This window comes from Priestia aryabhattai B8W22, assembly GCF_000956595.1.
GTDB lineage: Bacteria > Bacillota > Bacilli > Bacillales > Bacillaceae_H > Priestia > Priestia aryabhattai.
The window spans coordinates 1-13,498 of sequence record NZ_JYOO01000004.1; the positions used below are offsets into that span (position 1 = coordinate 1).

The following is a 13,498-nucleotide window of genomic DNA, read 5'->3' on the forward strand; positions in this document are numbered from 1 at the left end:
ACGAGGCATTTTTTTAGACTTGAGCGGCGCGTGCTCTTTTTTTGAGTAGGGCTGAGTATGGCAAATTACTCTAGTCTACATCGTTAATAAATGTTTGGAGATTTAACAAAAAACCCCCGCTTTATGAGCTAAAGCGGGGCTGGTTTTATAGAGATTCCGTGTGAGATGCAGGCGGAATTGGTGTTTGGGTTCGAAATACTTTTTCCCATTTCGAGACGACGATACAGGCAATGGCGTGGCCTGGAACGTTAACTCCTGTTCTGGCCATATCCATGATGCGGTCCACTCCTGCAATGATTGCGACTCCTTCAGCCGGCAGACCTACTGCGTTGGCTGTAGCTAAAAGCACAACAAGTGAACCTGACGGGACAGCCGCAATTCCTTTACTTGTCATCACGAGTATAAGCATCATAAATAATTGCTGAGTTAGGGGCATGTCAATATTAAAAGCCTGTGCTAAAAAGACGCATGAAACGGATAAATACAGCGTGGAGCCATCACAGTTTAACGAAAGGCCGGACGGAATAACAAACGACACCACTCGTTTAGGACATCCGTACTTTTCCATCCGCTCCATCAGCTGTGGCAGCACCGTTTCCGTACTTGTTGTTGAAAACGCAATAAGAAACAAATCCCAAATCATTTTGAATACTTCAAAGTAGTTGAATTTGAACAAAAACCCAACAAGCGGAAATAAAACAAATAAAATAATAAAAAGGCCTAAAAAGACGGTTCCAATTAGCTTCAGCATTGGAAGCAGAAGTACAATGCCGTATTGCCCCACAGATGCGGCCATCAGCGCTAATACACCAAGAGGCGCTGTAACCATAACAATTTGCGTTAATTTAAACATAATTTTAGCGGTGGATTCAAAAAATTTCATTGCAGGTTCAGATGCTTTGCCAACTCCTGAGGCAGCAACACCGAATAAAATAGCAAAGAAAATCACGGCCAGCAAATCATTTTTTGCCATCACATCTACGATATTCGTTGGAATGATGTTCAAAATCATTTGTTTAAAGTCCACGACTTTGTCGGTATACTGAGACAATTCACCGATATCTTTTTTAACAAGATGAGAAAGATCGAGGCCTATTCCGGGCTTTAGCAAATTCACTAGCAGCAGCCCAATTCCTAATACGATGGTAGTAATAATTTCAAACCAAATAATCGTCTTTAACCCTAAACTCCCCATTTGTTTCATACTTCCGCTTCCCGCAGCACCTATGACGATGGTTGAAAAGACAATCGGCACCACAATCATTTTAATGAGGCGGATAAACCCGTCTCCTACCGGTCTTAAAGCCATCCCGAAGTCCGGAAAAAAGTGCCCGATAACAGCTCCAATTACTAATGCAATAAAAATTTGAAACGCTAAAAATTTTTTCACATTTCTCCCTCCCCTTTGTCTTCATGAAACGGACATCTATTCCATTAATATCCAAATCATCAGACACTTTAAGTAAGTTCGGGACATTTAGCTAGATTCCTTCTAAAATAGACAAATTGGTCTATATATTTTATCTTGCCAGTTAAAATACATAGAAAAAAGTCAGGATGAAAGTCTTCTTCATCCTGACTTTTTTATCGTTATGCTTTTTTCACAAATTGAGATTTTAAGCTCATCGCTCCAAATCCATCAATTTTGCAGTCGATGTTATGATCGCCTTCTACTAAACGAATGCTTTTTACTTTCGTTCCGATCTTTACAACCGATGAGCTTCCTTTTACTTTTAAGTCTTTGATGACAGTAACTGAATCTCCGTCTTTTAAAGCATTACCGTTTGCATCTTTTACAGTAAGCTGTTCCTCCGTGCTTTCTGCTTTTTCATCTTGCCCCCATTCATGCGCACACTCTGGGCAGATGAACAGGTTTCCATCTTGATATGTATACTGTGATTGACAGCTTGGACAATTAGGTACATTCATTTTCTTTTCCTCCAGCAGCTCGTAAACGTTAGCAAGGTCACGAGATTACGTTTTTTTATCTGTTTTATACTGTCACATTTTTATAAATTTAACAAGCTTCTTTATTTCCTTGCTGCTGATGTTTTCTTTTCCAAATAAGTGAGCTGATAAACAGAACAAAACCCGCTCCAAAGACAAGAAGCTGATCTAAATAAAAGTCACCTGTTTTTACATACCGTATAATAAATAATCCCCCAAACATGAGCATCAGCATACATGAAAACCGAATGAGGTATGAATTGATCTCCATTTTGCATTCCTCCTTTTTGTAAGAATTTCTTTGTTGCGAACAAAACGCGTACCATATGCCGAATGTAACGCCGTATAAAGGTAAAATAACGGCCAGCTTTTGCTTCCACCCTTTAAAAAAGGAAGAATTACGAGGTGCAAACTAAAGCTCTAACGTCCCGTATAACAGCAGTGCTCCCGCTGTCAGTATTGCAATCACTGTGTCTTCTAAGTCCATACATGTTCCTCACTTTCATTCTACGTACTTGAAACTAAACGCTGCGTCTATCATCAGTGTCATTATTATAAAAGAACTTCTAATCGTGATGCGCACGACTTTGAATACCTTTCAAACATACAATAATTACCATTATATCATAATAAAAGCACTTTTGAGACTTTTTATACATGTAAATTATTGTATAGTTAAAAGTGGACAAAGAGAAAAAGGGGGGGGATTTTTTGAAGAAACCTCAGCTTGTTTTTGTTATTACCCTGCTTGTTGAAGCTGGATTAACCTATGCGTGCTCATCATTTTTGTCTATTCGCTTTATTGAGCTTATGTTTTTTAGCGGACTTTTGTTTTCAGTTTTGACTTTTTGGTTTTCAAGCAGCGGAAGCAACAGCGCTCATTCTCACTATAAAACTCATTCCATGAGGTTAATGTCTGGAGCCAATATTGAACATAATCCGTTTCGTTTGCGCTGGACGGCTTATTTTCTTGCTTCTTTAAGCTTTACGGGAGTGGGCCTGATTTTTTTCATTCTGCTGCTGACGGACGTTATTCCTCCCGTGAGCTAAAAAACCTGCTCTTTACAGAGAGCAGGCACTTACGAAAACAGCTTTAGAAGCAGGCATTTTCTCTTTATTTTGTTAGCAACAGCTTGAGTCACATGATCTTTTAAAGGCCGAGTTAATACTCGTTTCAGCGGATGTTTTAGCATTCGTTTGCTAATGGGAACTTTAAAAATAATGCTGAGAACTACTGTTGCAAAAACCGATAGCAGTAAGACCGCAAAGGGCTTTTTTTGAAACCATCTCGAGAAGATAAGCATCATTACATAAATAAGCGCTGACCACCCCAAATGCCAGCCGTGCCTAAATGTAATCCCCTTACACCTGAGCCCAACCCATTCTACAAACGAAGCTGTACATACCCATTTTGTAATATATTTCACCTGCTTAGCGAGTGTAGACGGATAGGTAGCTAAGAACGACAAAATCATGAGAGGTGTAATAAATATAAGGTGTAAAATACGCAGTCCTTTTAACGGAAGATAAGAAGATTTAAAATCCCAAAGCAACTTATCGTTACATAAAAAGTAATAAAGAATATTAAAAAAGCTCACGTATAAAACCCCAGCATACAGCTCGCGTATTTTGTTCCAAGTTTTTTTGTGGATATTTTGAAAAATCAGCCATAGAAGGACAGAAATATGCACCTTTGTTCACCTCTCTAACGTCGTTTTTAGAACTAATGTTATTTTATTTTCGTTTCGTCCTGCTTCTTTTCAATTTTCCGAATCCATCCAATCAGCAGCCGGTTAAGATAGGATTTTAACGTTACGCTAATAAAGGTGTGGTACCACATCCAGCCTGTTTTCCATTCGATAAGCTTCGTTCGTTTTTCAGCCCATAATTCAATAAAAAACATGGGAATCGTAAAAAGTACAATTTTATATAAAATTTTTAACCCTTTATCGTGATACGTAGCCTGATTAATCATAACGGATATGCTAGGATACAGTAAAAAGTCGAACAATACATTAATTCTAAACTGTTTTTTCAGTAAGCGAGTTGGATATCGAAGAAGGCCGTGAGAGACAATAAATTTATCAATAATACCATTTGTTAATGCGTTAAATACATAAGCCAGCAGCCAGTCTTTAATCGGTGGTTTTCTAAATAAAAAAGGCAGCATTCCCAGCCCTATAATCAGCATTGCACGTAAAAAATCCACTTCAAATCTTTTATTTCTCATAACCTTTTCGCTCCTTTCACCAAGTGTTGGTAGTATACCTTCGTGTCGATTGGCAGCTTAAGACGGTTGTTCTAATCACGTTCTCTTTACGTACGTACATGTGTTTTAGTTTTCAGTTCTTTGAAGGGATTTATACATATGGTTGAGACATGAAAAAAAGCCCGACTCTACTCAATACGGGCTTCTTCCTTGATCTATTTTGTTCTTACCATCCAGCTACAAATCCATCCGTTCGTGATTCACTTCCTCCGCATAGCACGCCGCTTTCAGGGTCTCTCCAAATAATCTGTCCGCGCCCAAATGCCATCGAATCCACGGCTACTTCAATTTTATGTCCTTTTCGTTCAAGCGCTTGTGCTACGTGTGAAGGAAAAGCCGGCTCCACAAGCACCGTTTTATCTTTTTTCCACTGCCATCTTGGCGCGTCTAAAGCGGCTTGAGGATGAAGGTGAAAGTCAATCGTATTCATAACAACTTGCATATGCCCCTGCGGCTGCATAAACCCTCCCATCACGCCAAAAGGTCCTACTGGTGCATTATTTTTAGTGAGAAAGCCTGGAATAATGGTATGAAACATTTTTTTATTAGGAGCAAGGCAGTTATCATGATTAGGATCCATTGAAAAATTATGTCCGCGGTTTTGTAAGGCAATTCCCGTTTCTGGCACAACGATTCCAGAACCGAAACCCATATAATTACTTTGAATAAATGAAACCATGTTGCCTTCTTCATCAGCGGTGGCTAAATACACCGTTCCGCTTCCAACAGGTTCTCCTGCTTCAGGCTGCAGGGCATGCTCTTCTATAAGGCTGCGGCGATAGCTTGCATATGTATCAGACAGCAGTTCGCTGACAGGTACGGTCATTTGCGCTTCTTCCGTAATGTATTTTTCTCCGTCCGCAAACGCAAGCTTTATCGCTTCGATTTGTTTATGATACGTATCCACCGCATCTTTTTCTTGAAGCTCAAAGCCTTTTACGATATGTAATGCCAATAACGCAATAGGCCCTTGACCGTTCGGAGGAATTTCCCACACATCATATCCACGGTAGTGAGCGGAAATAGGATTCACCCACTCAGGCTTATAAGCAGCTAAATCTTCCTTGGATAAAAAGCCGCTATATTTTTTGCTGAATGCATCCATACGTTCTGCAAGCTCACCTTTATAAAATGCTTCTGCATTTGTTTCACCAATGAGCTCAAGCGTACGAGCGTGATCAGTAGATGACCACATCTCTCCTGCTTTTGGTGCTCGTCCATTTGGCGCAAACGTTTGAAACCATGACTCAAATTCTTCGTTTGTATGTACTCGTTTAAACGTATCTTACGCTTGCTTCCATTGTTTAGCGAGAGTGGGAGCTAGTGGAAATCCTTCCTTGGCATATTGAATGGCAGGCTGCAGCACTTGAGAAAGAGGCAGTTTGCCAAATCGCTTCGATAAAGCAGCCCAAGCAGCCGGAGCACCAGGAACCGTAACCGGAATCATTCCGTACTTAGGAATATCCCTGTATCCTTTTTCCTTCAGTGCGTCAATGGAAATAGACTGCGGGGAAGGCCCGCTAGCATTCAGTCCGTAAAGCTGATCATTAGTCCAAATAAGCGCAAAAGCGTCTCCTCCGATTCCATTTGATGCGGGCTCTAATATGGTAAGACTCGCCGCTGCTGCGATTGCTGCATCAATGGCATTGCCGCCTTTTTTTAAGATATCAAGACCTGCCTGCGCTGCGAGCGGCTGAGATGTAGCTACCATTTCTTTTTTAGCATAGACCGGCACTCGGGATGATCGATACGGATGATACTGCGGATCATAGTTCATAAAAAGCTCCTCCTCTTTTACACCTCTGAATTTATTTCTAATTTTCTAAATAATTAAACTTCTTTATTTTACCATATTTACGGCGCATCGCCTTTCTTTTTATCTCAGAATGACATGACTCTTTTTACCTAAAATTGGTATACTGGTAGAGTAAAAGAATTGCCAAGGAGGATGATGTATGAAAAAAGTAAAAGCTGCCCTTCCACTCGCTGTTTCTTTAGCACTCGGGTTTCAAGTACTCCCTATATCCACTTCAACCGTTCAAGCTGAAGCAGCGGCGAATGCTGCTCATCACTCAGCAAAAGTCGAAGTCAAACGAGCAAATGCATTTTTAACGAATGTAGCGAACGGAAAAACAAAAGAAGCTACGCGCTACTTTAACCGCAGCCTGCAGGCAAAAATGAGTGAAGACAACTTAAAAACATGGTGGTCATCTCTAACAGCTCAGCTGGGTGCTGTAAAAAAGATTGGTACAGCTGTACAAGGTGACGTCAATACCGTTCATCGAAACATAGACATTCCCATTGAATTTGAACACGTATCAGCTACTTTAACCGTTCGCTTTAGCCAAAATCGTCAAATTGATGATTGGCGAATCGTACCGGAGGAGCGCCAGTTTTCATTTTTCACACCGCCTTATGACACCCCTAAGAACTACAGTGAAAAACAGCTTTCAATCGGCAAAGCACCTTACGAACTTCCAGCAACGCTCACTCTTCCAACACGTTCAAAACATCAAAATGTACCCGTTGTCATTTTAGTTCACGGATCAGGTCCTTCTGATCAAGATGAAACCTTTATGAGCTTAAAGCCGTTTCGAGATCTGGCTTCAGGACTGGCTTCTCAAGGAATCGCCGTTTTACGCTATAATAAGCGTACATACGAACATACAGCTAAAATGTCCGGTGAAAATAAAATAAACGTTGACGATGAAACAACGGATGATGCCGTACTCGCAGTGGAAGCAATGGCAAAACAAAAAGGCATCGACAACCGCAATATTTTTTTACTGGGACACAGTCAAGGCGGCATGATGATGCCTAGGATTTTAAATCAAACGCCGGATAAAAGCGTTCGCGGCTCTGTTTTACTTGCTGCACCGAGCCGCACACTTCCAGAGTTAATGCTCGAACAATTTGCCTATCTTGTCTCGCTGAATCAGCTTCCGAAAGAGCAGCTTGCTTTTTTCCAGCAGCAGTTTGCCATATTGCAAGACCCAAGCTTTTCGCCAGCTCAGCCGCCAAAAGAATTTCTGCTTGGCACGCCTTATTTTTGGTATGACTTAGCTCACTGGCACCCTGCAGAAGTTGCAAAATCTCAGCATACGCCGCTGCTTTTTTTACAAGGAGCGCGTGATTATCAAGTAACGACCGAGGATTTTGAAGGCTGGAAGCAAAGCTTGTCTCAGCGTTCCAACACTTCTTTTAAGCTTTATCCAAAGCTCAACCACTTTTTTACAGAAGGAAGCGGTGAAAAAAGCACGCCCGATGAATATGCTGTTTCAGCCAACATTCCTTCTTATGTCATTGATGATATTGTGAAATGGGTTCGTGAAACGAAAAAATAAGAGAACAGGGCGCTGTTTTTCCAGCGCCTTGTTCTCTTATCCATTAAACCTCCCCATTACAACCGTACTATAGCACTTACCGTCTGACAGCACCTTGTCATTTTTTAATACTCCTTCTACTTCAAATCCGAACTTTTCATATAAATCAATGGCTTTTTTATTGGTCTCTAGCACGTTCAGCGTCATTTTCTTCATGCCGGCGTCATCTGCCCACAGTATGGATTGCTGTAAAAGACCTTTGCCAATTCCGTATCCCCAACATGCTTTTGCGACGCATACGCCAAACTCTACTTTATGGGCAAATCGTTTCAACTCGTTGCCTTGGCACCTTGAAAATCCGACAATTTTATTATGTACAACCGCTACTAAAAATAAGTTTCGTTTACTTTCCGCGTCACGTTGAATAAGTTTTTCAAAATCCGATTTGTCCATATACCCTTCTCCTGGTTCCCGATCTAAATTTTCCGTTTCTCCGTCTAGCTGAACTCTTAGGTGAGACAGTTCTTCTGCGTCCCTAATGTAAGCTGGGCGAATGATGTACTGAAGTCCTTTCACATGGTAAATCTGCTGGTTGATGACCATCGTATCCCCCCCAAAAACGTCTTTCTTTCAATAAATCTATCAATTGAATTTAATTTCCTTTAATATAAATATTATACATAAAGAAATGGAAGAGAGTTGAACAAGTTGCTTTGGTTACTGCTTTTGATCCTATACGGCATTTACAAGTTCTATAAATCAAAAAGGCCGCTAACAAAATTTGACCATTTTTACGAAAAAGCATTTGAGCTAGAAGAAAAAAAGCGATATGACGATGCGCTTGAAATACGCAACCAAGGGATTGAACTCCATACCCTTACCGATTTAGAACGAGCTGATTTACATTTAGCAAACGGGCGTATGCTTTTAAAACTAAAGCAATATAAAGACTCAACGAAACACTACGACGCCTCATTTAAACTAGCAAAATATGAAAAATTTCCTTACTCAGAAGGATTTGACGAAGTCATTGAAGCCTACTTGTATGCAGGGCGTAAAGAAGATGCGTTAATCATCACTAATGACATGTTAAAACGACAAAGCTACGATCAAAAATTCAAAAAGCTAGAGCCTTTAAAAGAAAAACTTCTTTCACATGAAGACTCATGGTAAAATTAAACAAATGGAAACGCATTATTAAGAGCAATTGAGGTGAACATAGTGGTCATAACGGTTATTGTAGGAGTGCTGGGTCTAATTGGTTTGATTGCAGCAGGATTTGCGACGAATTATAAAGATACGAAGTAAGAATACATAAAAAAGAACAAGAACCAAATAGGTTCTTGTTCTTTTTTTAACGAGCCAACAGCTTTTCAGTAACGCGCAAAAACATCTTTACTCCAACTTCAAGCGAGGCTTCATCTACGGTAAATTTCGGGTGATGATGAGGGTATACAGCGCCTTGTTCTTCATTTCGCGCTCCAATGTTAAAAAAAGCTCCTTCCGTTTCCTGCAGGTAAGCTGAAAAATCTTCTCCCCCCATTTTAGGAGACAGCGTTTTAACACGTTCTTTTCCAAATTCTTCGATAGCCGTTTCTTCAATTAAACGCGTAATTTCTTCAGAGTTAATGACGGGATGGTAGCCTTTTTCATATGTGAAGGTATACTCTGCACCGTAGGCTTCTGTTAGTCCTTTTACAATCCGGTCGATTTGTGCCGGAACTCTTTCTCGTAGAGCGGCGTCAAAGCTTCGAACGGTACCGTTGAGCTCCACTTTATCAGGAAGTACGTTGTGCGTAGTTCCTCCGTGAAATTGTGTAACCGATACGACTAATTTATCGATTGGGTTCGTCGTTCTTGAAACAATGGTTTGCAGGTTCGTAACAATTTGCGCTCCTACAACAATAGCATCCACTGCTTCATGAGGCGCTGCGGCGTGTCCTCCTTTTCCTTTAATCGATATATTAAACGTGTCAGGCGAAGCCATCATAGGACCTGCAAGCACGCCGATTTCTCCGGCCGGAAGACCAGAATTCAAATGCGTACCAATTACATAATCCACACCTTCCATTACCCCTTCTTTGACAAGTTCCTGCGCTCCCCCGGGCAGCAGCTCTTCTGCGTGTTGAAAAATCAAGCGAATTTCTCCTTTAAATTCATTTCCTAATTGAGAAAGTACAGAAGCTGCTCCTAGCAAAATAGCCGTGTGACCGTCGTGTCCGCATGCATGCATCACGCCTTTATGAACCGAAGCAAATGCAAACGTGTTTTCTTCTTCAATCGGCAGCGCGTCCATATCCGCTCGAATCGCGACCACTTTTCCCTTCTCTTTTCCTACTAATCTAGCCACTACACTTGTTGCTGTAGGACGCGTAATGCTAAAGCTTCCAAACGAACGAAGCGTATCTTCAACAAACTGAGCCGTTCGATGCTCTTGAAACGATAATTCAGGATAGCGATGAAAGTGTCTTCTCCACTCAATTACCTGCTTTTTTAAGCTTTCTGTTACGCTGTATTCACCGATTGATTTGACTGCCATAAACAAACTCCCCCTTTGTTTGACTATATCGATTGGATGGAACGGAAAGATTTAAATTTCCGCGCAGCATATCGCTTTCATATGAAGTGTCGTAAAGCCCACGCTCCTGTAAGATAGGCACCACTTTTTCCACAAATTGATGAAACGTCTCGCTCATAAACGGACGAAGCACAAATCCATCCGCTACGTGCTCAGGTGTTCCTGAAAACGGCGAACGAGGCAAAATTGTTTCAAGCGCGACTTCTCTTAACGTTAATTTCCTAGCAGCCGCCGCTTGTTTAATTTTATTTGTAGTACTTTGAAAGGCATTGGCTCCGATATCCCCTAACTCTGGAAACGGTACGTCTACGTCAAATTGATGAAAGTCGTAGTCATCAAAAAAACGAGATAGATATGTAATGGCATGATCAATTGTGAAGCGGCAAGCTCTCTATATCTTCTTTCTACATCTTCCTTGCTATCTCCTATAATTAAATCAATACTTGGAAAAAAGAGATGCTTTGATTGTTCAAAGCATCTCCAGTCGTCTGGTCGATCGGTTTTAAATAGCTGTTTAGTTGACTTATCTGCATGTTATACCTACTATCCGGGTAAGTCAAATAAGCTTTTCAAATATGTAGTTTTATTCCTTTAAAACTACAACCACATTTCCTACCTTATGTCCGGTCTCTACGTACTCATGAGCTGCTGGAATTTGTTCTAAAGAGCAACATCTATCAATCACTGAATTTATCCTCCCTTCTTCCATCAGCTTTTTAAGAAGTAATAAATCTTCCGTCTGCACTTTCGCAATTCCTTGCCCTTCGACTGAAACAAAGCGTCCATTTAGAGTCAACGCTTCCTTACACTGGTTTTTTGTAAGTTTTCCAACGGCATCAAAAATAAGATCATATCTTTCTTCTTTTTTAATAAAATCTTCGTTTTGGTAGTCGATGACGTAGTCTGCTCCTAAAGATTTTACTAATTCACTATTTTTAGCGCTGCACACGCCTGTCACTTCGGCTCGGTAATGGCTGGCAAGCTGTACAGCGGCAGTTCCTACGGCGCCTGAAGCACCGTAGATAAGCACTTTTTGTCCAGCTTGAATGTTTCCTTTTCTAAAAAAATGCAAAGCCGTCGTGCCGCCAAAAGAAATAGAGGCGGCTTCTTCATAGGTTACATTCTCTGGCTTTACGGCTATTGTTCCTTTTTCAGGTAAGCAGATATATTCAGCATATCCTCCGAACTTCATCCCTGTCATCGCAAAAAGCTGATCACCTTTTTTGAACTGTGTGACGTTCTTTCCGACTTCTTCTACTTCTCCAGCCAGCTCTACGCCTAGTATTGGTTTTCTAGGCTTCCGTAATCCTAAAACTATTCTCATAGGAAGCCATAATAATAGTGGACTATTAAAGCTCCTCACTCTGCAGTCGCCCGATGTGACCGTGGTGGCATGAACTTTTATCAGTATTTCATTCTCTTTCGGATCCGGCTTTTTCACTTCTTTAAGCTTAAGAACATCTGGTTTACCATACTTTGTACATACCATTGCTTTCATAGCAGCTCTCCTTTTCTCACTAGCATTCAATATATGTTTATAAGCTATGCTCGTCGGAAGCTATTCTTTCACATTTTAATAAGAAAGCCGGTGAATCTACTGTCACATATGGTAAATAAAAGGATATTGCTATAAAATAAGTATAAAAACAGAAAGCGTGGTACGTGTTATTGTTTAAACTTCTTTTAATTGAAGACGATGCAACGCTGTTTAACGAACTGAAAGAGCGTTTGGAGCAATGGTCGTATGATGTTTACGGTATTCGTGATTTCAGCAGCGTTATGCAGGAGTTTAGTGAAGTAAAACCTGATTTAGTTATTATGGATATTCAGCTGCCAAAGTATGACGGATTTCACTGGTGCAGAATGATTCGCTCTCATTCAAAAATCCCTATCATCTTCCTATCTTCACGTGATCACCCTTCTGATATGGTGATGTCTATGCAGTTCGGAGCCGACGACTTTGTGCAAAAGCCGTTTCATTTTGATGTGCTTGTAGCAAAAATACAGGCCCTTCTTCGCCGCGTATATAACTACAGCGTTGAACAAGTAAACCTTCTTTCGTGGCAAGGCGCAACGATTGATTACGAAAAAAATAAAGTATCAGCGGGATCTACAGCTATTGATTTAACCAAAAATGAAATCTTTATTTTAAAATGCTTAATCCATAAAAAGAATACGATTGTAAGCCGAGATGAGCTGATTAATAGTTTGTGGGAAGATAAACGGTTTATCAGTGACAACACGCTGACGGTAAACGTCAATCGCCTGCGAAAAAAGTTAGATGAAATTGGACTAGGAACGTTTATTGAAACAAAAGTTGGTCAAGGCTACGTAGCGATTGAAGAGGAACGCTATGATTAAACTCTTTATTCGCGAGCGTCTAAGCTGGATTCTTTTCTTTTTTATGATGCATCTTTTTATGCTTTTTATCGCTTATATTGATGAATCCATTCCTGTGTCTTCGATTCTTTATATCGTGTTTTTATCATCAATTGTCTTTCTTATTTTTTGCGTCTTCCGCTATCATAAAGAGACAAAATTTTATCAAGAGCTAAAAGATGAAGAGGATTTCTTTGATTCTTCTACTCTTTCTCATCCGCTGCGCCCCTTTGAAAAGATTGTTCAGCGAAATCTGATGCAACAATTAGAACAAGCGAAAAAAGATGGCGTGCAGATTCAGCTGCACATGACGCAGGAAAAAGATGAACTGTTAGCTTGGATTCACGAAATTAAAACGCCGTTAACTGCGATGCATTTAATAATTGAACGCTTAGAAAATCGAGAAGTTAAAGCGAACTTGACGTTCGAATGGCTCCGTATTCACTTTTTACTTGATCAGCAGCTGCATCAAAAGCGCATTTTCTTTATTGAAAATGATATGTATATTGAGCACCTGGATCTAGAGTCCCTTATTTTCACCGAGATCAAAACGCTGCAAGCTTGGTGTATGCAAAAAAATATTGGGTTTGATGTGGACATACAGGCAGAACGTGTACTGTGTGACGCAAAGTGGCTGTCGTTTATTATGAGGCAGCTCTTAACAAACGCAGTCAAGTACAGTGAAGAATCTGACGTGATGATTAGAAGCTACAAGCACCACGGTCAAGTGTACGTCGAGGTAAAAGATAGCGGACGCGGCATTTCTCCTCAAGATATGCCGCGCATTTTTGATAAAGGTTTTACCTCCACTACTCAGCATGAAGACAGCCGTGCCACAGGCATGGGTCTGTATCTCGCTCAAAAAGCGGCGCACGCTCTTTCGATTCACATTGGCGTGAAGTCAGTTCTTAACGAAGGCACGACATTTACGCTTGCCTTTCCTAAATCAAATGATTTTGTTGATATAAAAAGCATGTGACAAAAATGTCACATGCTTTCCTC

14 protein-coding genes and 1 pseudogene are annotated in these 13,498 nt (G+C 40.6%); 5 read left to right on the forward strand and 10 right to left on the reverse strand.

All coding sequences use genetic code 11. The annotated features are described in order from the left end of the window. Nucleotides 1-145: 145 nt before the first annotated feature. The 3 genes from gltP to N178_RS03970 form a co-directional block, all read right to left on the reverse strand. Nucleotides 146-1,390 carry a glutamate-aspartate/proton symporter GltP gene (gltP, locus tag N178_RS03960; protein ID WP_045290644.1) on the reverse strand — a complete coding sequence of 415 codons (1,245 nt, stop codon included), beginning with the start codon at nt 1,388-1,390 and terminating at the stop codon, nt 146-148. Between the two features lie 200 nt (nt 1,391-1,590). Continuing rightward, entirely contained in the window at nt 1,591-1,929 is a 339-nt protein-coding gene (locus N178_RS03965; protein ID WP_045290646.1) for a zinc ribbon domain-containing protein YjdM, read from the reverse strand. A gap of 88 nt (nt 1,930-2,017) precedes the next feature. Beyond that, on the reverse strand, nt 2,018-2,218 hold the full coding sequence (locus tag N178_RS03970; RefSeq protein ID WP_045290648.1) for a hypothetical protein: 201 nt from the start codon (nt 2,216-2,218) through the stop codon (nt 2,018-2,020). A 440-nt stretch (nt 2,219-2,658) separates the two neighbouring features. Between N178_RS03970 and N178_RS03975 the strand changes: the two genes are divergently transcribed. Continuing rightward, nucleotides 2,659-2,997 carry a hypothetical protein gene (locus N178_RS03975; RefSeq protein ID WP_045290649.1) on the forward strand — a complete coding sequence of 113 codons (339 nt, stop codon included), beginning with the start codon at nt 2,659-2,661 and terminating at the stop codon, nt 2,995-2,997. 29 nt (nt 2,998-3,026) lie between these two features. Here N178_RS03975 and N178_RS03980 read toward each other — a convergent pair whose 3' ends face one another. The 3 genes and pseudogenes from N178_RS03980 to ggt all read right to left on the reverse strand — a co-directional run bounded on the left by N178_RS03980 (nt 3,027) and on the right by ggt (nt 5,993). Beyond that, a complete protein-coding gene (locus N178_RS03980) occupies nt 3,027-3,638 on the reverse strand; it encodes a CBO0543 family protein (protein WP_045290650.1) in 612 nt (203 codons plus the stop codon). A gap of 38 nt (nt 3,639-3,676) precedes the next feature. Then, nucleotides 3,677-4,177, reverse strand: a complete 501-nt coding sequence (locus tag N178_RS03985; protein WP_045290652.1) for a CBO0543 family protein — start codon at nt 4,175-4,177, stop codon at nt 3,677-3,679. 205 nt (nt 4,178-4,382) lie between these two features. Continuing rightward, nucleotides 4,383-5,993: pseudogene (gene ggt, locus N178_RS03990) on the reverse strand (gamma-glutamyltransferase). Nucleotides 5,994-6,171: 178 nt separating this feature from the next. Here ggt and N178_RS03995 point away from each other — a divergent pair. After that, nucleotides 6,172-7,560, forward strand: a complete 1,389-nt coding sequence (locus N178_RS03995) for an alpha/beta fold hydrolase (protein ID WP_045290654.1) — start codon at nt 6,172-6,174, stop codon at nt 7,558-7,560. 36 nt (nt 7,561-7,596) lie between these two features. Here N178_RS03995 and N178_RS04000 read toward each other — a convergent pair whose 3' ends face one another. Further along, nucleotides 7,597-8,142, reverse strand: a complete 546-nt coding sequence (locus N178_RS04000; RefSeq protein ID WP_045290656.1) for a GNAT family N-acetyltransferase — start codon at nt 8,140-8,142, stop codon at nt 7,597-7,599. A 96-nt stretch (nt 8,143-8,238) separates the two neighbouring features. Between N178_RS04000 and N178_RS04005 the strand changes: the two genes are divergently transcribed. Next, complete coding sequence (locus N178_RS04005; RefSeq protein ID WP_237758398.1) at nt 8,239-8,712, forward strand: hypothetical protein; 474 nt, start codon at nt 8,239-8,241, stop codon at nt 8,710-8,712. A gap of 181 nt (nt 8,713-8,893) precedes the next feature. On the opposite strand, the gene N178_RS04010 is transcribed toward N178_RS04005, so the two are convergent. The 3 genes from N178_RS04010 to N178_RS04020 form a co-directional block, all read right to left on the reverse strand. Next, complete coding sequence (locus tag N178_RS04010; protein WP_045290660.1) at nt 8,894-10,078, reverse strand: M20 metallopeptidase family protein; 1,185 nt, start codon at nt 10,076-10,078, stop codon at nt 8,894-8,896. Next, a complete protein-coding gene (locus N178_RS27420; protein WP_237758399.1) occupies nt 10,056-10,301 on the reverse strand; it encodes a hypothetical protein in 246 nt (81 codons plus the stop codon). Before N178_RS27420 ends, N178_RS04010 begins: the two co-directional genes overlap by 23 nt. A gap of 399 nt (nt 10,302-10,700) precedes the next feature. Then, nucleotides 10,701-11,615 carry an NAD(P)-dependent alcohol dehydrogenase gene (locus N178_RS04020; protein ID WP_045290663.1) on the reverse strand — a complete coding sequence of 305 codons (915 nt, stop codon included), beginning with the start codon at nt 11,613-11,615 and terminating at the stop codon, nt 10,701-10,703. Between the two features lie 170 nt (nt 11,616-11,785). Here N178_RS04020 and N178_RS04025 point away from each other — a divergent pair, with 170 nt between their 5' ends. Then, complete coding sequence (locus tag N178_RS04025) at nt 11,786-12,478, forward strand: response regulator transcription factor (protein ID WP_045291047.1); 693 nt, start codon at nt 11,786-11,788, stop codon at nt 12,476-12,478. Beyond that, on the forward strand, nt 12,471-13,475 hold the full coding sequence (locus N178_RS04030; protein WP_045290666.1) for a sensor histidine kinase: 1,005 nt from the start codon (nt 12,471-12,473) through the stop codon (nt 13,473-13,475). Before N178_RS04025 ends, N178_RS04030 begins: the two co-directional genes overlap by 8 nt. Nucleotides 13,476-13,498 lie beyond the last annotated feature (23 nt).

Coding starts and splice junctions, on each gene's coding strand:
- N178_RS04020 (WP_045290663.1), bottom strand. CDS start 11,615: ATGAAAGCAATGGTATGTACAAAGTATGGTAAACCAGATGTTCTTAAG.
- N178_RS03985 (WP_045290652.1), bottom strand. CDS start 4,177: ATGAGAAATAAAAGATTTGAAGTGGATTTTTTACGTGCAATGCTGATT.
- N178_RS03995 (WP_045290654.1), top strand. CDS start 6,172: ATGAAAAAAGTAAAAGCTGCCCTTCCACTCGCTGTTTCTTTAGCACTC.
- N178_RS04000 (WP_045290656.1), bottom strand. CDS start 8,142: ATGGTCATCAACCAGCAGATTTACCATGTGAAAGGACTTCAGTACATC.
- N178_RS04010 (WP_045290660.1), bottom strand. CDS start 10,078: ATGGCAGTCAAATCAATCGGTGAATACAGCGTAACAGAAAGCTTAAAA.
- N178_RS03970 (WP_045290648.1), bottom strand. CDS start 2,218: ATGGAGATCAATTCATACCTCATTCGGTTTTCATGTATGCTGATGCTC.
- N178_RS04030 (WP_045290666.1), top strand. CDS start 12,471: ATGATTAAACTCTTTATTCGCGAGCGTCTAAGCTGGATTCTTTTCTTT.
- N178_RS03965 (WP_045290646.1), bottom strand. CDS start 1,929: ATGAATGTACCTAATTGTCCAAGCTGTCAATCACAGTATACATATCAA.